The organism is Streptomyces sp. NBC_01171 (assembly GCF_045039805.1).
Classification (GTDB): domain Bacteria; phylum Actinomycetota; class Actinomycetes; order Streptomycetales; family Streptomycetaceae; genus Streptomyces.
This window is the reverse complement of the sequence record NZ_CP108609.1, coordinates 3,448,679-3,468,919: the sequence shown is the minus strand read 5'-3', so window position 1 is coordinate 3,468,919 and position 20,241 is coordinate 3,448,679. Positions and strand designations below refer to the sequence as shown.

The 20,241-nt window shown below is 71.2% G+C and carries 18 protein-coding genes and 2 tRNA genes; 8 read left to right on the top strand and 12 right to left on the bottom strand.

Going from position 1 to position 20,241, the window contains the following annotated elements:
* Positions 1–103: 103 nt before the first annotated feature.
* Both OG448_RS16000 and OG448_RS15995 read left to right on the top strand, forming a co-directional pair.
* Positions 104–955 (top strand): RNA polymerase sigma factor SigF, encoded by an 852-nt coding sequence (locus OG448_RS16000; RefSeq protein WP_405558819.1) that lies wholly within the window; start codon positions 104–106, stop codon positions 953–955.
* Positions 956–1,268: 313 nt separating this feature from the next.
* Complete coding sequence (locus OG448_RS15995) at positions 1,269–2,228, top strand: RNA polymerase sigma factor SigF (protein ID WP_405554533.1); 960 nt, start codon at positions 1,269–1,271, stop codon at positions 2,226–2,228.
* A gap of 146 nt (positions 2,229–2,374) precedes the next feature.
* Here the strand turns inward: OG448_RS15995 and OG448_RS15990 are convergent, their stop codons facing one another.
* On the bottom strand, positions 2,375–2,569 hold the full coding sequence (locus tag OG448_RS15990) for a hypothetical protein (protein WP_030806323.1): 195 nt from the start codon (positions 2,567–2,569) through the stop codon (positions 2,375–2,377).
* A gap of 205 nt (positions 2,570–2,774) precedes the next feature.
* Here OG448_RS15990 and OG448_RS15985 point away from each other — a divergent pair, with 205 nt between their 5' ends.
* The 4 genes from OG448_RS15985 to OG448_RS15970 all read left to right on the top strand — a co-directional run bounded on the left by OG448_RS15985 (position 2,775) and on the right by OG448_RS15970 (position 7,267).
* The gene (locus tag OG448_RS15985) at positions 2,775–3,266 is read left to right on the top strand and encodes a MarR family transcriptional regulator (protein ID WP_391297014.1); all 492 of its coding nucleotides are present in this window, start codon (positions 2,775–2,777) and stop codon (positions 3,264–3,266) included.
* Positions 3,267–3,279: 13 nt separating this feature from the next.
* Positions 3,280–5,799, top strand: coding sequence for an MFS transporter (locus OG448_RS15980; RefSeq protein ID WP_405554531.1), 2,520 nt, complete (start codon positions 3,280–3,282; stop codon positions 5,797–5,799).
* A 93-nt stretch (positions 5,800–5,892) separates the two neighbouring features.
* Positions 5,893–6,714: a YceI family protein gene (locus OG448_RS15975; protein WP_391297018.1), complete on the top strand. Its 822-nt coding sequence runs from the start codon at positions 5,893–5,895 to the stop codon at positions 6,712–6,714.
* Between the two features lie 82 nt (positions 6,715–6,796).
* Complete coding sequence (locus OG448_RS15970; protein ID WP_405554529.1) at positions 6,797–7,267, top strand: PPOX class F420-dependent oxidoreductase; 471 nt, start codon at positions 6,797–6,799, stop codon at positions 7,265–7,267.
* Between the two features lie 37 nt (positions 7,268–7,304).
* On the opposite strand, the gene OG448_RS15965 is transcribed toward OG448_RS15970, so the two are convergent.
* The 9 genes from OG448_RS15965 to OG448_RS15925 all read right to left on the bottom strand — a co-directional run bounded on the left by OG448_RS15965 (position 7,305) and on the right by OG448_RS15925 (position 17,958).
* Entirely contained in the window at positions 7,305–8,069 is a 765-nt protein-coding gene (locus OG448_RS15965) for a TetR/AcrR family transcriptional regulator (protein WP_405558818.1), read from the bottom strand.
* 72 nt (positions 8,070–8,141) lie between these two features.
* Positions 8,142–9,581 (bottom strand): MFS transporter, encoded by a 1,440-nt coding sequence (locus OG448_RS15960; RefSeq protein ID WP_405554527.1) that lies wholly within the window; start codon positions 9,579–9,581, stop codon positions 8,142–8,144.
* Between the two features lie 65 nt (positions 9,582–9,646).
* Positions 9,647–11,839: an ArnT family glycosyltransferase gene (locus OG448_RS15955; RefSeq protein ID WP_405554525.1), complete on the bottom strand. Its 2,193-nt coding sequence runs from the start codon at positions 11,837–11,839 to the stop codon at positions 9,647–9,649.
* Positions 11,836–13,149 carry a glycosyltransferase gene (locus tag OG448_RS15950; RefSeq protein ID WP_405554523.1) on the bottom strand — a complete coding sequence of 438 codons (1,314 nt, stop codon included), beginning with the start codon at positions 13,147–13,149 and terminating at the stop codon, positions 11,836–11,838. The genes OG448_RS15955 and OG448_RS15950 overlap by 4 nt, the downstream gene beginning before the upstream one ends.
* A 14-nt stretch (positions 13,150–13,163) precedes the next feature.
* Entirely contained in the window at positions 13,164–14,759 is a 1,596-nt protein-coding gene (locus OG448_RS15945; protein WP_405554521.1) for an ATP-binding protein, read from the bottom strand.
* A complete protein-coding gene (locus OG448_RS15940; RefSeq protein WP_030806287.1) occupies positions 14,756–15,496 on the bottom strand; it encodes a response regulator transcription factor in 741 nt (246 codons plus the stop codon). Before OG448_RS15940 ends, OG448_RS15945 begins: the two co-directional genes overlap by 4 nt.
* A gap of 73 nt (positions 15,497–15,569) precedes the next feature.
* Positions 15,570–16,445, bottom strand: coding sequence for a DUF2797 domain-containing protein (locus OG448_RS15935; RefSeq protein WP_405554519.1), 876 nt, complete (start codon positions 16,443–16,445; stop codon positions 15,570–15,572).
* Positions 16,446–16,563: 118 nt separating this feature from the next.
* Positions 16,564–17,541 carry a Bro-N domain-containing protein gene (locus OG448_RS15930; protein ID WP_405554517.1) on the bottom strand — a complete coding sequence of 326 codons (978 nt, stop codon included), beginning with the start codon at positions 17,539–17,541 and terminating at the stop codon, positions 16,564–16,566.
* A gap of 66 nt (positions 17,542–17,607) precedes the next feature.
* Positions 17,608–17,958, bottom strand: a complete 351-nt coding sequence (locus OG448_RS15925) for an HGxxPAAW family protein (RefSeq protein WP_405554515.1) — start codon at positions 17,956–17,958, stop codon at positions 17,608–17,610.
* A gap of 78 nt (positions 17,959–18,036) precedes the next feature.
* Between OG448_RS15925 and OG448_RS15920 the strand changes: the two genes are divergently transcribed.
* The gene (locus OG448_RS15920) at positions 18,037–18,507 is read left to right on the top strand and encodes a MarR family transcriptional regulator (protein ID WP_405554513.1); all 471 of its coding nucleotides are present in this window, start codon (positions 18,037–18,039) and stop codon (positions 18,505–18,507) included.
* Positions 18,508–18,953: 446 nt separating this feature from the next.
* On the opposite strand, the gene OG448_RS15915 is transcribed toward OG448_RS15920, so the two are convergent.
* Positions 18,954–19,026, bottom strand: a tRNA-Arg gene (locus OG448_RS15915).
* Positions 19,027–19,240: 214 nt separating this feature from the next.
* Positions 19,241–19,331, bottom strand: a tRNA-Ser gene (locus OG448_RS15910).
* Between the two features lie 200 nt (positions 19,332–19,531).
* Between OG448_RS15910 and OG448_RS15905 the strand changes: the two genes are divergently transcribed.
* A complete protein-coding gene (locus OG448_RS15905; RefSeq protein WP_405554511.1) occupies positions 19,532–20,050 on the top strand; it encodes an SSI family serine proteinase inhibitor in 519 nt (172 codons plus the stop codon).
* The last annotated feature ends 191 nt before the right edge of the window (positions 20,051–20,241 follow it).

The window sequence follows — 20,241 nt, the reverse complement described above, 5'->3', positions numbered from 1 at the left end:
GTTTGAGGGCCAACACGACGTTATGCGGTGCTTGCACACAGTGCACATGTCTTGTGATGCTATGACCGCTTTTGACGGATGATTGACCGATGAAGAGGTGGCGTTGACCGTGTCGGCCAGTACTGCGCCGCCCCAGGCGGAGGCGCCCGCGTCCCTCCCCGAGCCCTCCGCCGCGCCCCCTCCCGAGAAGCGCCGGGGCGCCGACACCCGCGCCCTGACCCAGGTGCTCTTCGGCGAGCTGAAGAATCTGACTCCGGGCACCCCGGAGCACAACCGGGTCCGCGGGGCGCTCATCGAGGCCAACCTCCCGCTGGTGCGCTACGCCGCCGCCCGTTTCCGCTCCCGCAACGAGCCGATGGAGGACGTGGTCCAGGTCGGCACCATCGGGCTGATCAACGCCATCGACCGCTTCGACCCCGACCGGGGCGTACAGTTCCCGACTTTCGCCATGCCGACCGTGGTCGGTGAGATCAAGCGCTACTTCCGGGACAACGTCCGCACCGTGCACGTTCCGCGCCGGCTGCACGAGCTGTGGGTGCAGGTGAACGGGGCCACCGAGGACCTCACCACCGCGTTCGGCAGATCACCGTCCACCGCCGAGATCGCCGAGCGCCTGAGGATCAGCGAGGAGGAGGTGCTGTCCTGCATCGAGGCCGGACGCTCGTACCACGCCACCTCGCTGGAGGCAGCGCAGGAGGGTGACGGGCTGCCCGGGCTGCTGGACCGCATCGGGTACGAGGACCCGGCGCTGGACGGCGTCGAACACCGCGACCTGGTCCGGCACCTGCTGGTCCAGCTCCCCGAGCGCGAGCAGCGCATCCTGCTGCTCCGCTACTACAGCAACCTCACCCAGTCGCAGATCAGCGCCGAACTCGGTGTCTCCCAGATGCACGTCTCCCGACTGCTCGCCCGGAGCTTCCAGCGGCTCAGATCGGCCAACCGGATCGAGGCATGACCGGCGCACGGGAGCACGGAACGGAAAACAGCAGGTAGCAGCCGTTCGCATGCGGGATCGAATGATCACCGTCAGGAGCGAATCACAGCACGTCGGCAGTGTCGGCAATTGTGCGCCGAAAGGCCGTCAGACCCCGTTCTGCCAGGGCTTCTTGGCGTCTCACGTGTCGACATGTCACTACAGCGCGTTGCCGACATGTGACATTCTGCGGGAAGCGCGTTTGCCGAGGCTTCGGCTCCGGTATTCAGGTGAAGGCCGCGCTGTCCGATCAGGACAGTGCGCCGCGACCGTCCCGCGACCCAAAGGGGGTGGCATGTCCGCAGAACAGGGCAGCTCGAAGGTGCTCACGAAGACCGTGGCAGCGCCGCAGAAGCTCGACGCTCTCGATGTCCTCGACGGCTTCGAGGGCGCTTCCGCCCTCGACGCCACGCCCGCCCCCGCCGTCCCGGCACCGGCGCCCGACGCGGCACCGGCCGCCGAGGAGGCCGCGCAACTGCCGGTGCCCTCGGGGGACATCGACACCCGCACGCTGTCCCGCTCCCTGTTCCTGCGGCTCGCCGCGCTCGGTGAGAACAGCCCCGAGCGGGGCTACGTCCGGGACACCCTGATCGAGCTGAACCTCCCGCTGGTGCGGTACGCGGCGGCCCGCTTCCGCTCGCGCAACGAGCCGATGGAGGACATCGTCCAGGTCGGCACCATCGGGCTGATCAAGGCGATCGACCGCTTCGACTGCGAACGGGGCGTGGAGTTCCCGACGTTCGCCATGCCGACGGTCGTGGGCGAGATCAAGCGGTTCTTCCGTGACACCTCGTGGTCGGTGCGGGTGCCGCGCCGGCTCCAGGAGCTGCGCCTGGCGCTGACCAAGGCGAGCGACGAGCTGTCCCAGCGGCTCGACCGCTCCCCGACCGTGCCGGAGCTGGCGGTCGCGCTCGGTGTCTCCGAGGAGGACGTGGTCGACGGTCTGGCGGTGGGCAACGCCTACACCGCCTCCTCGCTCGACTCCCCGGCCCCCGAGGACGACGGCGGCGAGGGCTCGCTGGCCGACCGCCTCGGCTACGAGGACACGGCGCTGGAGGGCGTGGAGTACCGGGAGTCGCTCAAGCCGCTGCTGGCCAAGCTGCCGCCGCGCGAGCGCCGGATCATCATGCTGCGCTTCTTCGCCAACATGACCCAGTCGCAGATCGGTGAGGAGGTCGGCATCTCGCAGATGCACGTCTCGCGGCTGCTGACCCGCACGCTGTCCCAGCTCCGCGAGGGTCTCGTCTCGGACTGACGAACCTTCAAGGCCCGCCCGGCCCGTGTCGCGCGCTCCGGCGCGGACGCGGGCCGAGGGTTTTTGTGGGAGCCACAGGGCTCCCGTAGGCGGCGGGCGAGTTCAGGTACCGCCCGCCGGACGGGGCTCCGGGAAGGAGCCGGGGGTCACTTCAGCGCGAGCCAGGCGACGGCCGCGACGACGGCCACGGCCACGATGACGCCGATGATCAGGCCGACGCGGGGACCGGAGGAAGCGGCCTCCTGCTGGCGAGCCGGGGGAGTCTCGTCGACGAACGCGCGGAACATCTGGGTGCTGCCTGCGGGGTCGTAATTGCCCTGGGGGCCCTGGGTGTTAGCCATGGGCCGAGACACTAGCGAATCCGGGTGCCCACCCCAAGTGCGGGGCCATGGGGACAGAGGCGGGCAGGTCACCCGCGTTCACCTGCACATTTACGATTGCAATACTTGCCTTTGCCAAGTTTTTGCGCCGTCGGCCACCGATTTATTTGCCTACAGCAACCAAGCATCTCTATGGTTGCCCAAAGCAACGAATACGGGAGGTGTGATGGCCGAGCAGGCGCAGTTCGAGGAGCTGGCACGTCAGCTCAGTGCCGTCGGCGCCGTGAAGCGCGACATCGGGCGGATACTCCCGCCCGACTGCCCGGCCGGTTCGGCCGCCGTGCTGACCCTGCTCGGCCGCCACGAGGAGATGCGCATGAGCAAGCTCGCCGAGCTGCTCGCCGTCGACATGTCGGTCACCAGCAGGCATGTCGCCCACGTGGCCGCGCGCGGCTGGATCGAGCGGTCGCCGGACCCGGCGGACAAGCGCTCGCGCATCCTGCGCCTGACGCCCACGGGCCACGACCAGCTCGTGGAGCTGTCGCTGCGCACCAGCCGGCTGCTGGCCGAGCGGCTGAGCGACTGGACCGACGACGAGGTCGCCCAGCTCATCCAGCTCATGACCCGGCTGCGCGCGTCGTTCGGCGACTGCCGCTCCGGTGTGCCGAGACCGGCCGCCCCCGTTTCCGCAGAAACCCGTACACCCGCGATCACGTAAGTAAAGGAAGCCCATGGCAACGACCACACCATCCGGTGTGCGGGCTCACGCCAAGCACGGGGGCGGGGCCGAGGAGGCCCCGATGACCCACCGGCAGATCATGGAGGCGCTGTCCGGGCTGCTGCTCGGCATGTTCGTGGCGATCCTGTCGTCCACGATCGTCTCCAACGCCCTCCCGCACATCATCGGTGACCTCGGCGGCGGCCAGTCCGCCTACACCTGGGTCGTCACCGCGGCCCTGCTGTCGATGACGGCTGCCACCCCCCTGTGGGGCAAGCTCGCCGACCTGTACAGCAAGAAGGCGCTCGTCCAGATAGCCCTGGTCATCTACGTCGTCGGCTCGATGGCGGCCGGTCTGTCGCAGAACCCCGGAATGCTGATCGCCTGCCGTGTCGTCCAGGGCATCGGCGTCGGCGGTCTGTCCGCCCTGGCGCAGATCGTCATGGCGGCGATGATCTCCCCGCGTGAGCGCGGCCGTTACTCCGGCTACCTGGGCGCGACCTTCGCCGTCGCCACCGTCGGCGGCCCGCTGCTCGGCGGTGTCATCACCGACACCTCGTGGCTGGGCTGGCGCTGGTGCTTCTACGTCGGCGTCCCCTTCGCGGTCATCGCGCTGATCGTGCTCCAGAAGACCCTGCACCTGCCCGTGGTCAAGCGTGAGGTCAAGGTCGACTGGGGCGGCGCCGCGCTGATCTCCGCGGCCGTCTCGCTGCTGCTGGTCTGGGTCACCTTCGCCGGTGACAAGTACGACTGGCTGTCCTGGCAGACCTACGCGATGGTGGCCGGCTCGATCGTGCTCGGCGCGCTGTTCGTGCTCGTCGAGGCCAAGGCCAGCGAGCCGATCATCCCGCTGCGCCTGTTCAAGAACCGCACCATCACGCTGGCCTCCCTCGCCTCGCTGTTCGTCGGCGTGGCCATGTTCAGCGGCACCGTGTTCTTCAGCCAGTACTTCCAGCTCGCCCGCGACAAGTCCCCGACGATGTCCGGCATCCTGACCATCCCGATGATCGGTGGTCTGTTCATCTCCTCGACCGTCTCGGGCCAGTTCATCACCCGTACCGGCCGCTGGAAGGCGTGGCTGGTCAGCGGTGGCGTCCTGGTCACCGCCGGACTGCTCCTGCTGGGCGGCATCCGGTACGACACGGACTACTGGAAGATGGCCATCTTCATGGCCCTGCTGGGTCTCGGCATCGGCATGATGATGCAGAACCTGGTGCTCGCCACGCAGAACCAGGTGGCGCCCTCCGACCTCGGCTCGGCCAGCTCCACGGTCACCTTCTTCCGCTCCCTCGGCGGCGCGGTGGGCGTCTCGGCGCTCGGCGCGGTGATGGCCCACCGGATCACGCACTACGTCACGGACGGCATCGGCTCGCTGAGCCCGAAGTACCAGGCCGCGATGGCGCAGTCGGGCTCGACCGACACCATCCCGGACATGAACAAGCTCCCGGGTCCCATCCGGAACCTGCTGGAGAGCGCCTACGGCCACGGCATCGCCGATGTCTTCCTCATCGCGGGCTGCCTCGCCGCCGTCGCCTTCCTGATCACGCTGTTCATCAAGGAGGTCCCGCTGAAGACGAAGGGCGCGCTCGCGCAGTCCTCCGAGGGCGAGGCCCCCGTCACCGACCCGGCCGCCGCCCCCGCGGTCGCCGAGGCCCAGCAGGTCCCGGCCATGGCCGTCGCCACCACCGAGGGCGCCCCCTCTGCCGACGGCACGGCCACCGCGAGCGCTCCGCAGGTGACGGCTGTCGCCATGGCCGGCGAGACCGGTCCCGGCGGCACCCCGGTGCAGGGCTTCGTGCGCGGCGCCGAGAGCGCCCCGGTCCCGGGCGCCGCGGTCACGCTGATCTCGCTGGCCGGCCGCCAGCTCGGCCGCGCGGTCGCCCAGGCCGACGGCTCCTACGCACTGGCCGCCCCCGGCACCGGCTCGTACGTGCTGATCGCCTCCGCGGACGGCTTCCAGCCGCAGGCGTCCACCGTGGTGGTGGGCGAGGAGCCGCTGTCGTACGACATCCTGCTCAGCGGCACCAGCGGCCTGACCGGTGTGGTCCGGGCGGCCGGGAGCGCGCTGCCGGTGAAGGACGCGATGGTCGTCGTCACCGATGTGCGCGGTGATCTGCTGGCCGCCGCGCAGACCGGCGAGCAGGGCGAGTTCGGGTTCACCGAGCTGGTGCCCGGCACCGTGACGATCGCGGTCAACGCCGCCGGCTACCGGCCGCGCGCCCTGCCCGTGGAGGTCGCCACCACCGGGGTCACCCGCGTGGAGGTCGACCTGGACACCGGCGCGCTGCTCAGCGGTGTCGTCCGGGCCCCGCACGGTCCGCTGGCCGACGCCCGCGTCACCCTGGTCGACCAGGCGGGCAACGTGGTCGGCACCGCCACCACCGGTGCGGACGGCGCGTACGCCTTCACCGACCTGGACGGCGGCGAGTACACCGTGATCGCCACGGGTTACCCGCCGGTGGCCACCGCGCTGACCGTCGCCGGTACCGGCACGGACGGCCACGACATCGAACTCGCCCACCCCGGCGAGTAGTTCACCCGACCGGCCCGTGGCCCGCCTTCGAACGCGGGCCACGGGCCGGTCCCCTGATCTACGCGCGCTCAGCCGCGCAGGGAGAAGAACGCCATGGCACTGACCGCGAGAATCCGCACCCGTGACGGCTGGGCCGTCTCGCACGCGGTGGTCACGGTGGCCGACATGACCGGTACGCAGGTGCTGCGGGCCGAGGCCGACGCCGAAGGCGTGGTGCGCGACGACACCGCACTGGCTCCGGGGGCGTACACGGTGATCGTGACCGCCGTCGGGTACGCGCCCGTCGCCTCCAGCGCGCTGGTCACCGCGAGCGGCCGGGCCGAGGTCGGCGCGGTCACCCTGGCCCGGCAGGGCGGCAGCGAGCTGCCACCGCCCGGCCCGTGGACCATCGACCCGGTGCACTCCTCGGTCGGCGCGGTCGCACAGCACCTGGGCATCTCCAGCGTGCGGGGCCGGTTCACCGAGTTCGGCGGGAGCATCGAGATCGCGCCCGACGACATCACCAAGTCCCGCGTGGAGGCGGTCATCCGGGCCGAGTCCATCGACACGGGCAACGGGATGCGCGACACCCACCTGCGCTCGGCGGACTTCCTGGACGTGGAGAAGTACCCCGAGCTGACCTACCGCTCGGCCGGGCTGACCCAGGCCGGCCCGGACCGGTGGACCGTGCACGGTGAGCTGTCGATGCGCGGGATCGTCCGCCCCGTCGACCTGGACCTCGCCTACCTCGGCACCGGCGCCGACCCCTGGGGCGGCACGCGGGCCGCGTTCCGCGCGACGGCCGAGCTGCACCGGGACGACTTCGCCATGAACTACAACCAGGTCCTCCAGGCCGGCATCGCCGCCATCGGCACCACCCTGCGGATCGAGCTGGACATCCAGGCGGTCCAGGGCGACGCGCTGCCGTCGCTCTGACCGGACACGCCAGGGGGTGTCCCGTCGGTCAGGCCGGAGCAGGGAGCGGCCTGACCGACGGGACACCCCCTAGGCTCGGCGCATGGCACCCAACATCGCTACGAACACCAAAGTGACCCTGTCGGAACTGCTGGACTTCGTACGACCCCGCCATCGCGCCATCCTGCTGACCCGGCGCTCCGACGGCGGGCCGCAGGGCTCACCGCTGACCTGCGGGGTGGACGACTCCGGCCGGATCGTGGCCTCCACCTACCCGGAGCGGGCCAAGACCCGGAACGCGAAGCGGGACGAGCGGGTCAGCGTGATCGTGCTGAGCGACGAGTGGAACGGGCCCTGGGTCCAGATCGACGGCACGGCCGAGGTGCTGGACAGCCCGGACTCCATCGAGCCGCTGGTCGAGTACTACCGGAACATCGCCGGTGAGCACCCGGACTGGGACGAGTACCGCAAGGCCATGGCCGACCAGGGCAAGTCCATCATCCGCGTCACGCCGCAGCGGTGGGGGCCGGTGGCGACGGGCGGCTTCCCGGCTCGGCCGGCGTCCGACTCGTAGAAACACCGTGGTGGCCCGTGGCCGGCCCTCGAAGGGGTCAGCCGCGGGCCACCATCGCTTCGATGCCCGCGATCAGCAGGTCCAGCGCGAAGACGAAGTCCCGGTCGAGCATCTCCTGGACCGTGTCACCGCCGCGCGCGGCCATCAGGGCACGGGACTCCCGGAGGACCTCGGAGGTCCCGGCCACCTCGGAGGCGACGGTGAGGGACTGCTGGAAGTATTCGTCCGCGCTCAGCCCGGTGTCCGCGATCCGGGCGTGGAAGTGGCCCTCGATCGTGCCGTAGCCGTACACGAACTGGAAGACGGCCGAGATCGCGCCCGTCACCCCGTGCGCGGGCAGCCCGGCCCGGCCGACCACCCGCTGCACCGCGCGGGAGAACGCCAGGGAGTTCGGGCCGATGTTGAGGAAGCGGCCCGCGATCGGGGACAGCCAGGGGTGGCGGACCATCATCGCCCGGTACTCGGTCGCCAGGGTGCGCAACTGCTCGCGCCAGTCGGCCTCCGTGTCCTCCGCGTCGGGCAGCGGAAGCTCGCCGAAGGCCGTGTCCAGGGCGAGTTCGAGCAGGTCGTCCTTGGTGTCGACGTACCAGTACAGGGACATCGCGGTCACGTTCAGCTCGCCCGCCAGGCGGCGCATGGAGAAGCGGTCCAGGCCCTCGGCGTCCAGCAGGGCGACCGACACGGCGGTGATCCGGGCCCGGTCCAGGCCGGAGGGCTGGCCGCCCCGGCCGCGCCGCTCCTTGCCGGTCACCCAGACGCTGCCGCGGGCCGGGCGGTCTTCCTTCGGGCCGTCTTCCTTCACCACCGGGCTTCCCTCCCCGAGCCGTCACTCACCGCACACCTTGCCAGGTCCGGGCGGCTCAACCACCCCGGCTCAGGCGGCATCGCGCTGGGCCCGCTTGAGCAGGGCCGCCGCGACCAGGCCACCGGCCAGTACCGAGACGGAGCCGACCAGTTGCCCGGCGCTGAGACCGGCCGACAGGGTGCGGCCGGAGGCCAGGAACGAGCTGAGCACCGCACCCAGCACGGCCACCCCGAGACCGTTGCCGAACTCGGCCAGCGTGCCGTTGATCCCGGCGCCGACCCCGGCCTTCTCCGGCGGGATGGCGCTCATGATGGCGTGCGCCATGGCCGGATTGGCCAGCGCGCACCCGGCGCCGATCAGCACCAGGCCGAGCAGCGTCCCGGCGTACCCGGAGGAGGCCAGCTCGGCGATGGAGACCAGGCCGCCCGCCATCAGCGCCATGCCCAGCGCGATCGCCACCGGGGTGCCCAGCTTGGCCGCCCACTTCGCGGAGACCCCGCTGAAGTTGAGCAGGACCACGGTGAGCGCCAGCGGTGCTGTGCGCGCGCCCGCCTCCAAGGGGCCGTAGCCGAGTACCAGTTGGAGGTGCTGGGTGAGCAGGAACAGCGCGCCGCCCATGCCGAAGGTGATGAGCACCGCGCCCGCGACCGCCCCGGTGAACCTGCGGTCCCGGAAGAACGCGAGGTCGAGCATCGGCTCCTCGACCCGGCTCTCCCAGTACCCGAACACCGCCAGCACGGCCACCGCCACGGCCGCCGAGCCGAGCACCCGGGGTGAGGTCCAGCCGTGGTGCGGGCCGGAGATGACCGCGAAGACCAGTGCGGTCATGCCGATCGTGGAGAGCAGTGCGCCCAGCAGGTCGGGGCGGGCGGGCAGGCCCGTGGCGCCGATGGCGCGGGTGGCCTTGGACTCGGGGACGAGCGCCACCACGGCGACCATGCCGAGGGCGGCGACCGGGAGGTTGATCAGGAAGATCGCGCCCCACCAGAAGTGGTCGAGCACGAAGCCGCCGATCAGCGGACCGGCCGCGAAGCCGAGCGAGTTGACCGCTGCCCAGATGCCGATCGCCTTCGGCTGCTCCTCGGGCGCGAAGATCTGCATGGCGACCGCGAGGGTGGTGGTCAGCAGCAGGGCGCCGCCGATGCCCATGCCCGCGCGGGCGGCGATCAACTGGCCGGTGGTGGTGGAGAGTCCGGCAGCCAGCGAGCCCAGGCCGAACACCGCGAGGCCCGCGATCAGCATCTTCTTGCGGCCGTACCGGTCGGCGGCGCTGCCCGCGGTGAGCAGCAGGCCGGACTGGACCAGGGAGTACGCGTTGATCATCCACTGGATGTCGGAGGTGGCCGCGTGCAGCCGGTGGGTGAGCGAGGGGATCGCCACGTTCAGCACGGTGTTGTCGAGCAGCACGGTGAGCTGGGCGAGGCAGATCACGCCGAGGATCAGCCAGCGGCGGGGGTGGCCCTCGGGGGCCTTCGGGAGCGGTGGTGCCGAGACGTCGGGAGCGGACATGCTGTACACCGTATAGCGGTTTCCCTATACGGTGTACAGCATTATCGGCCGAGGGGTGTTTCCGGTCAGCCGGACTTCTTCTGGGTGAGGTCGTAGAAGGTGGCCGAACCGACCGTCACCTTCTTGAAGTCGGCCTCGACCCAGGTGCTGATGGAGGAGGCCGTACCGCTGCCGCCGCCCATGCCGCCTCGGGCTTCGCCCATGCGGCCCATGCCGCCGCCCGCGATGTAGTAGTGGATCTTGCTGTCGGCGACGTACTGCTTGAACTGGGCGAGGGTCGGGGACGGGTCCGTGCCGTTGAAGCCGCCGATCGCCAACACCGCCTTGTTGGTGGCGAGTTGGTAGCTGGCCGCGTTCTGCGAACCGGTGGAGGCGGCGACCCAGGTGTAGGAGTCGGCGTCGGCCAGGAGGAGCTTCTTGGCCTTGGCGGAGACGTCGGCGCCGTTGAGCAGGCCGCCCGCGCCGCCGGGGGCGCCCATGCGGCCGGTCTCGCCGGTGCCGCCGGGGAAGCCCTGGCCGCCGGGGAAGCCGCCGCCGTTCTGCTGGCCTTGGCCCTTGCTCTGGCCGTTGCCCTGACCGCCCTGGCCGGGGAAGACCCCGCCGGGGAAACCCTGACCGCCCGCACCGCCGGGCGGGGTCTGGCCCTGGCCCTTCTGGCTCTGTCCGCCCGGCATCCCGCCGGGGAAGCCGCCGCGCATGCCCTCGCCCCACCCGCCCGGACGGCCGCCGAAGCCCAGCATGCCGGCCCCCGCCGGTCCGGCCGTGGGGATCGACCCGGTGTGAGCGGAGTTCACGGTGCTCAGGGTGTACGCGGTCGGCCCGGTCAGCGCCGCGACCAGGCCCAGCGTGGCAGCGCCGAGCGCCAGGTTCCGGGGCGCGCGGCCGAGGAACAGCAGACCCAGCGCGGCCAGCAGCCCGCCGACCAGCACCAGCCACTTCAGCCAGGGCAGGTAGTCGGAGGTGCGGTTGAGCAGGACGTACCCCCAGGCCGCCGAGGCCACTGTGGCCGCCGCGAGCGCGGCCCCGGCCCAGGTCTCCTTGCGGCGCTCCCACAGCAGCCCGGCCCCCATGCCGACCACGGCGGCGAGATACGGGGCGAGGGCGATCGTGTAGTACTGGTGGAAGATGCCGGCCATGTAGCTGAAGACCGCCATGGTGATCAGCAGCGAGCCGCCCCAGACCAGGAACGACGCGCGGGTGACCGAGGTGCGGCCCAGCTTGCGGGTGGCCCAAAGGCCCGCGATCAGCAGGATCAGCGCGGCCGGGAGCAGCCAGGAGACCTGGCCGCCGACCTCGGCGTCGAACATCCGGTCCCAGCCGGTCGAGCCCCAGCGGCCACCGCCGCCGCCCATGCCGCCGCCTCCGCCGCCGACGCTGCCGGTCTCGTCACCGTTGATCCGGCCGAGGCCGTTGTAGCCGAAGGTCAGCTCCGGGAAGCTGTTGTGCTGCGAGCCGCCGATGTACGGGCGGGAGGAGGCCGGCCACAGCTCGACCACCGCGACCCACCAGCCGCCGGACACCACCAGCGCGAGCGTGGCCAGACCGAGCTGCACCAGCCGCCTGCCCAGCCGCACCGGCGCGCAGACCGCGTAGACGATCGCCAGCGGAGGCAGGATCAGGAACGCCTGGAGGGTCTTGGCGAGGAAGGCGAAGCCGATGGCGACGCCCGCCCAGACCAGCCAGCGGGTCCGGCCGTCCTCGACCGCGCGGACGGTGAAGTAGCAGGCCAGCGCCATCAGCAGGGCCAGCATCGCGTCCGGGTTGTTGAACCGGAACATCATCGCCGCGACCGGCGTCAACGCCAGCACCGCGCCCGCGACCAGTCCGGCCACCGCGCTGAACCGGCGCCGTACGGCCGCGTACACGACCGCCACCGAGCCGACGCCCATGAGGACCTGGGGGACCAGCACCGCCCAGGAGTTCAGGCCGAAGATCCGGACCGACAGCTCCATGGGCCACAGGAACGCCGAGGGCTTGTCGACGGTGATGGCGTTGCCGCCGTCCAGCGAGCCGAAGAAGAAGGCTTTCCAAGAGGTGCTGCCCGCCTGCACGGCCGCCGAGTAGAAGGAGTTGGCGAAGCCGGAGGCGCTCAGGTTGTAGAGGTAGAGCAAGAAGGTCGCGGCAAGCAGCGCCCAGAACGCGGGGCGGGCCCAGCTCGGGTCGTCGGGGCGGCCGCGCCACGCACGGTGTGCGAGGGAGGCTCGTGGCGCCGGTGGCGTCTCGGCAACCCGCGGGGGCTGGTCGTACTGGGTGGTCATCGGGGGTCCCCCGTGGAGATGGTGGTGGGCTCGGCGTAGAGGGCCGTCGGGATGAGGTCCGGCGCGGGGTCCCGGCGGTCCGGGAAGACCCAGGCGCGGAAGAGCAGGAAGCGCAGGACGGTCGCGGCGAGGTTGGCGACGACCAGGACCGCGATCTCGGTGGTGTGCCCGGGGTTGGTGGTGGCCGCGTCGAGGGCGGCCAGGGAACCGCTGGTCAGAGCGAGGCCGATGGCGAAGACGACCAGGCCCTGCGCCTGGTGCCGTACCGCTCCGCCCCGGCCCCGCACGCCGAAGGTGAGGCGCCGGTTGGCGGCGGTGTTGGCGAGCGCGGAGAGCAGCAGGGCGAGCGCGTTGGCCGCCTGCGAGCCGCCGAACTGCCTGAAGCCGCTGTAGAGCAGCAGGTAGAACAGGGTCGAGAGCCCGCCGACCACGCAGAATCCGACGAGCTGGCGGGCCAACCCCTTCGGCACGTCGGTGATCTCGCGGTCGCGGGGGTCGTCACCGAACGGCCGGGCCAGCCGGTCCAGCGGCAGCGAACCGGTGGTGAGCGCCCGCCCCACCCGCCACACGCCCTTCAGGTCGTCGGTCGCCGTGCGCACGATGTGCACGGTGGAGTCCGGGTCGTCGACCCAGTCGACCGGCACCTCGTGGATGCGCAGCCCCGCCCGCTCGGCCAGCACCAGCATCTCGGTGTCGAAGAACCAGCCGGTGTCCTCGACCAGCGGCAGCAGCACCTGGGCCACCTCGCGCCGGATCGCCTTGAAGCCGCACTGGGCGTCGGAGAACCGGGCCTGGAGCGAGCCGCGCAGGATCAGGTTGTAGGCCCGGCTGATGAACTCCCGCTTCGGCCCGCGCACCACCCGCGAGGTCCGGCTGAGCCGGGAGCCGATCGCCAGGTCGGAGTGGCCCGAGATCAGCGGGGCGACCAGCGGGAGCAGGGCGTTGAGGTCGGTGGAGAGGTCGACGTCCATGTACGCGAGGACCGGCGCGTCGGAGGCGGACCACACCGTGCGCAGAGCGCGTCCCCGGCCCTTGCGCTCCAGCCGGACGTTGGTCACGTCCGGGTAGTGGGCCGCGAGTTCGGCCGCGATGAGCGGGGTGCCGTCGGTGGAGGCGTTGTCCGCGATGGTGACCCGGAAGGCGTAGGGGAAGGTGCGCGCCAGGTGCTCCCGCAGTCTGAGCACGCACCGGCGCAGGTCCCTCTCCTCGTTGTAGACGGGGACCACCACGTCCAGCACCGGGGTGCCGGCGGCCGTGGCCGGGAGGTGCTCCCGTGCCGGAAGGGTGCCGGGAGAAGAGTCGGTTCGCATGGGACCGACTCTTCTCAACTCCCCTGTTGCGCCCGTGTGGTGACGCTGTGGCCCGGCTGTGAGTGCGGAACCGGCTCGGGTCCGGCCGCGGGCAGTCGTACGGTGAACACGGTCCGGCCCGGCGCGCTCCGGACGTCCACGGTGCCGCCGTGCGCGGTGACGACCGCCCGCACGATGGCGAGGCCGAGCCCGGTGGAACCGGTGGCACGGGTACGGGCGGAGTCGCCGCGCGCGAACCGCTCGAATACGTGCGGCAGCAGCGCGGCCGGGATGCCCGGACCGTCGTCCTCCACCTGTACGCACATCCGGTCGCCCTGCCTGCGGACCCGCGCGGTCACCGTGGTGCCCGGCGGGGTGTGGCTGCGGGCGTTGCCCAGCAGGTTGACCAGGATCTGCTGGAGCCGGGCCGCGTCGGCTCTCACCGGCGCCGGTTCGTCGGGCAGGTCGAGCCGCCAGATGTGGTCCAGGCCGGCCGCGCGGGCGTCGCTGACGGTGTCCACGACCAGCGGGACCAGGTCGGTTCGGTCGAACTGGAGCGGGCGGCCCGCGTCCAGCCGCGCCAGCAGCAGCAGGTCCTCCACCAGCAGGGTCATCCGGCCCGCCTCGGACTCGATGCGGGCCAGCGCGTGCCGGGTGTCCGGGCCGACCTGCTCCCGGCCGCGCCGGGTCAGCTCGGCGTAGCCGCGTATCGAGGCGAGCGGGGTGCGCAGCTCGTGGCTGGCGTCGGCGACGAAGCGCCGGACCCGGGTCTCGCTCTCCTGGCGGGCGTGCAGGGCGCCGTTGACGTGGTCGAGCATCCGGTTGAGCGCGGCACCGACCCGGCCGACCTCGGTGTGCGGGTCGCACTCGGACTCCGGTACCCGCTCGCTGAGGTTCACCTCGCCGGAGTGCAGGGGGAGTTCGGAGACCCGGGTGGCGGTGCGGGCGACCCGGCGCAGGGGGCGGGTGGCGACGCCGACGATGACCGTGCCGGCCAGCGAGGCCGCGACGAGTCCGGCGACGGTGACACAGACCTCGACCAGGATCAGGGTGTCGACGACGCCGTCCATGTCGGCGGTGGGGAGGGCGACGTAGTACCGGTCGGCACCGTCGGGGCTCTGCGCGTACCGGACGAGGTAGTCGCCGAGGCCGGGGAGGTGGACGGTGTGGGCGCCGCTGTCCTGGGGGACGGAGGCGAGGGCGTCCATCTGGGCCCGGCTGAGCTGCTCGGCCCGCATCCGCCGGAAGACGCCGCTGCCGTCCTTCTGCTCCTCGGACACGGCCCCCGACACGATCGCGCCGTCGCGCACGTACGCGGCGACGGTCTGCTTCTGGAGGGGGCCCCGGGTGAGCAGGTTGGTGACCCGTTCGGCGGGACTCTCGGTGGCCACCGCCGAGGCGAGCGCGGCGGCGGCCGGGTCCAGCGTGCCGGGGGTCGGACGCGGGCGGCCGACCGCACGCTCGGCCATCTCCCGCACCTTGCCGTCGAGTTGCTGGTACAGGTGCTCGTGCAGGGCGAGGGTGGTCACCGTACCGATCACCGCGCAGACCACGGCGATCAGCACGACGGACGCGACGACCAGCCGCGTCCGCAGGGTGCGCGGGGTGCGCGCACGGCGTGCGAGCCTCACGACACGGCGGGCTTGATCAGGTAACCCGCCCCCCGACGGGTGTGGATCATCGGCTCCCGGCCGGCGTCGATCTTCCGGCGCAGATAGGAGATGTACAGCTCCACGACGTTCGCCTGCCCGCCGAAGTCGTACGACCAGACCCGGTCCAGTATCTGCGCCTTGCTCAGCACCCGGCGCGGGTTGCGCATCAGGAAGCGGAGCAGCTCGAACTCGGTGGCGGTCAGGTGGATGGACTCCTCGCCCCGCCAGACCTCGTGGCTGTCCTCGTCCAGGCTGAGGTCGCCCACCACCAGCACGGAGTCCGGGCGCCGGTCGGTGGCGCCGGAGCGCCGGATCAGCCCGCGCAGCCGGGCCACCACCTCCTCCAGGCTGAACGGCTTGGTGACGTAGTCGTCCCCGCCCGCGGTGAGCCCGGCGATACGGTCCTCCACCGCGTCCTTGGCGGTCAGGAACAGCACCGGTACGTCCGGCAGTTCACGGCGCAGCCGGCTCAGCACGGTCAGGCCGTCCATGTCGGGCAGCATCATGTCCAGGACCACGGCGTCGGGCCGGAACTCGCGTGCCGCGCGCAGCGCACCCTGCCCGTCCCCCGCACTCCTTATCCGCCAGCCCTCGTAGCGCAGCGCCATGCTCAGCAGTTCGGTGATCGACAGCTCGTCGTCCACCACCAGCACGCGGACGGGGCTGCCGTCCGGCCTCAGCAGTTCGGTGCGCCCCTGGGGCGAGGTCGTGGTCATGGTGGGACCTTGTCCCCAGCCTCTGAGAGAGCCCTTTCGGCAGTCTGTGATTTCGCTGAGAAAGGGGTGAGGGTCAGAAGAGGCCGTCTTGGCGGGCGCTGAACTCTTTGGTGGGGAAGGTGATTTCTTTCTCCGACTGAGCCGGCATCAGCTCCCAGCCGGGGAGCAGACGGGTGTCGAGCACGAGTACGCCTCTGGGTCCCCCGGTGTCCAGGTGCAGGTCGGGTCCGGCGGCGGCGACGAGTTCCCCGGCCACCCGACCTCCGGCCACCAGCTCGGTCACGACGCCTGTGGCGGGCTCGGCGCGCTGGAGGTTGAAGTCGGCCATGTGGTCCGTCACTTGGCACGGTTCGCGCAGGACGGACTCGGGCCAGTTCCCGAGGGAGACGGCCCGCGCGTGCAGTTCCCGCACCTCCGCCGCCCGCTCCTCGGGGTCGGCCGGGAGGGCGGCCCGTACGGTGCGCTTCCCGGCGTACGGAATCCGGTCCGGGACGCCGAGCGCGGCCCGCAGCAGTTCCTCGGTGCGCCGGGCGGCCATCAGCGGGCCGGTGCCGAGCCAACTGAAACAGACGGCACCCTGCTCCAGCAGCCGGGCCGACCCGCGCTCGGCTCCGGTGATGCCGACCTTGACCAGTCCGGGGCCGAACCAGGCCAGGTAGACGCGGTACGGGCGGGGGTCGTCGGCGATCGTGTCGGCGGCCACGGAGTGCGCGCGGTCCAGGCGGGCGCACTCCTCGCAGCGGGCGCCGGTGCTGCGCGGCGGCACGGGGGTCTGGGTGGGGCACGCGTGCCCCCGCGCGCCCACGCACTGCCGGACGGTGTCCTCCCGTACGCCGAAGGCGACCCGCTTCCCCCACGTCAGCGCGCTGCGCCGCCCGCCGGACCAGACCAGCTCGGGGCCTTCCAGGGACCAGCGCAGTCCCGTACACGTCCACATCTGTGCTGCCATCACTCGTGAGGGTAGGAGATGCCGCCGACATCACCCGGCCGACGGCAGGGCCGGGTACGGTACGTGAAGAGCCCGAAGCCGCATCCTCTGAGTGCGACTTCGGGCTCTGTCTCTTCAGCTAGGGGAGCGTGTAGACGGGCACCCCGTCCGCCGCGCTGCCGCTCTGCCGTACGCAGCCCCGCTTGATCAGCATGCGCACGCAGTCGTGGACGCGGTCCAGGGTGAGGCCGGTGCGGGCGGCGACGTCCTCCAGCCGGCAGGCGACGGGGCCGTGGACCAGGGCGGGGGCCAGGTGGGCGGCGACCGCGTGCACGTCTTCGGTGACGACGAGGTTGCGGTCGCGCCAGGTGGCGAGGAGGCGCTGGGGGGTGAGGGGTGCTCGCTGCGGCTCGGGGGGTGGGACGGGGCGCATGCGGTCGACGATCTGGTCGAGGGCGTCGGCGATGCGGGTGAGGACGTCTTGGACGCCGGTCACTCGGTGGGTGAGGGTGCCCAGTTGTTCGGCGACCCTGCCGCGCTCTTCGTTCGCGCGTCGGAGTTCGGCGAGGTGCTCGGCCTGGGCGGCGGCGAGTGCCTCGTCGGCGCGGAGGTTGCGCTCCTCCAGACGGACGATGGCGTCGGCGACCTGTGGGGGCATGACGTACGAGGTCCCCGGAGCGGTCTGGAGTGGGGCGGGGTCGAGGCTGTAGGTGCCGTCGCGCTGGATGGCGACGATGACTTCGGAGACCCAGGCTTTGAAGGGGGCGCATTCGGACTTGGTGCAAGCGTTCACGAGGGTGATCAGAGACCGCAGATTCACCATCCGCATCGACTTCTTGAGTCCGTGACCTGCGATTCTGCGCAAAGTGTCTCCGCCATAGACGCTTCGTGCAAGATCTTCGAGACTCTGATGCCCATCCGTCGGGACGTGGTGCAGCAGGGCCTGCCGGGTGTTCACGTACCCCAGCCTCGTCGCCACGTCCACGGCCGGGAACCAGTGTTCGCCGTCCGGAGTGGTCAACCTCCGTACGCGTGCTCCGGTGGCCGCGAACACGAAGTCGCCGATGTCGATCGCGTCCCGTTGGGGCAGCCTGGTCGTGTCGTCGTGCTCGTACATCGAGCATCACCTCCACCCCGGAAGCTAGGGAGGCTGATCAGCAACTACGGCCGGTGCAGGGCACGTTCACTCGATAGGAGACAGAGGTATCGATTCGGCACGGGTGACCACGGGCGCGGAGGCCGGACGCCGGCCCGCCAGAGCACATCCCACGCACCCGGCGTGCCCGTCACGGGCCTGCGTGTCCCGCACCCCCAGCCGCCACTCCTCCCGCGGCCGGACACCCGGCGGCTTGCCCCAGCCGGTGAGGTGCAGCGCCCAGGTGACCAGCACGCTGACCGCCACGAGCACCCCGCCGCCCACGAGTGCCGGAACGGACCCCGTGCACACTCCCGCGCCCACGACACCACTGCCGAGGGTGGCGATGGCACACCCCGTCCACCCGGCGATCGTGTGACCCTCGTCGTACAGACTCATGGAACGGCCTCCTACAGGTCTCTCACGTTCTAAGAGATTTACCTCTAGAATATCTCACGAACTAAGGAATCAAGGAAGATGGACGGCAAGTCCCGCCCGCCCGCGACCCCCGCGCAGGCGCTGACCGCGATGGACGACCTCATCGCCGCGCACCTGATCGGCCAGCAGGAAATGGCCCGGCGGCTGGGCCTCACCGTCACCGACCTCACCTGCTTCGGCTACGTCCTCCAGGCGGGCCCGGACCTCCTCACCGCCGGCGACCTCGCGTCCCGCGTCCAGGTGACGACGGGCGCGGTGACGGGCATCCTGAACCGCCTGGAACGCGCCGGCTTCGTAACCCGCCGCCCCGACCCCACGGACCGTCGCAGGGTCCGCGTGGCGGCGGTCCCGGCGGCGGTGGCGCGCGTGGAGGCGGCGTACGGTCCCCACTACACCCGCCTGATGACGCTGTTCGCGGACTACACCCCGGCCGAACTGGCAGTCATCACGGACTGGTTCACCCGCGCGACGGCGCTGGCACACGAGTCGAGAGCGGAGCAGCCGACCTGACGCATCAGCGAAGCTCGACCCGCCAGGCAACCATCCCGACGGCGCCCTGGGTTGCATCGACATCACCCCCTTGCCCCCGCCGATCCGCCGCTGCGCAGCGCCCCAAAAAAGATCAAGCGCTGGGACCCTACGGCCCGATCCGGGAGCAGCGAGTCCCCTTTTACGAAACCGCAAGAAGCCCGTCGACATGGCTCGTGGCAGTGGGGCATCGACTCGCCGATGGAACGCATCCGGCTGGACACCGCCGAGATGATGGGCTCCGCGTGCTCGATCAGGCCACTCGCACGGCCGCGCGGTACGGACTCGTGCACCAGTTGCGCTGCATCGAGGGCGTCCCATGCGACGGTGACAGGGAGAGAGCCGGGTTCCCGGGCGGCCGATTCACCCCGTCCCACCCCTCACCGCAAACGCAAAAGGCCCCGGATTTCTCCGGGGCCTCTTTACTGTGCACTCGGCAGGATTCGAACCTGCAACCTTCTGATCCGTAGTCAGATGCTCTATCCGTTAAGCTACGAGTGCTTGTTCTTTTGTTTTTGTCTCCGTTTCCCTGGCCTTTCGGCCTGTCCCGGCGACAGGAAGAACATTACATGACTGCCGCCGTCATGTGAAATCCGTTCCCCGCACCCCGCCTGACCTGCGGAAACGTCGAAACCTAGATCGAACGAGCGCACCCGGACCGACCCCCGCAACGCCGAAGCCCCGGTCCAGGTGGACCGGGGCTTCGGATCAGGGGCGGAGGCGGAGGGATTTGAACCCTCGATGGGCTTTAAGACCCAAACCGCATTAGCAGTGCGGCGCCATAGACCGGACTAGGCGACGCCTCCAGCACAACCACTCACGCGAGCGCGCGATTGGTGCGTGCAGATGATGACACAGGCAAGCGCGGTGTCACCAATCGCCCCCCACGGTACTAGGCGCGAGGCCCGCAGGGCAAAGGGCTTCTCCCGGCGAGGCGCGAGCCGCTTCCGCGGGCGGCGCCGCAGGTGGGGCGCAACGTCCGGCGAGGGTGCGCGTTGGGGTGGGTATGACTGCTCTCCCGCGGCGCGGCATCGCGTCCCTCGCCGTCTCCCTCCTCTGCGGCCTCGCCGCCGCCCCGGCCCACGCGGCTCCCGCCCCCGCCTCCACTCCTATCCACGCGACCTCCCCCACCCCGGTCCACGCCACCCGCGCCCTCCCCCCACCCCCACTCCCCGACGACCGCACCGGCGACCACCTCACCCTCGTCGTCCACGGCGCCGGGGCGGGGCGCGACGGTGTGCGGCAGCTCTTCTGTCACCCCGAAGCCGGTGATCACCCCGACCCCGCCGCCGCCTGCCGCGTCCTCGACGAGAACACCCGCTGGGGTCAGGACACCTTCGCCCCCGTCCCCCCGGACAGCATCTGCACGATGATCGACGGCGGACCCGCCACCGCCCACGTCACCGGGTACTGGGCCGGCCGCCCCGTGGACGCCGACTTCAGCCGGCGCAACGGCTGCGAGATCGCCCGCTGGGACCGGCTCGTGCCGTTCCTCCCGGCCACGGGGTCCCGGACGTCCCGGTAAAGGTCCCGCGAAGGTCTCAGGGAGTGGTTGCGCAGCCGGGGAGTGCCGGCGGCGGGGGCCGGGGAGGCGGGCCGGGGCGCACGTCAGAGGGTGGCGGGGCGGCAAGTCGCGTACCGGGGAAGGCGACCCGTGGTGGGATGCGGGCATATGTTCGACGTCACTTCGTCGTGGTACCTCCCTCCCATCCGGCG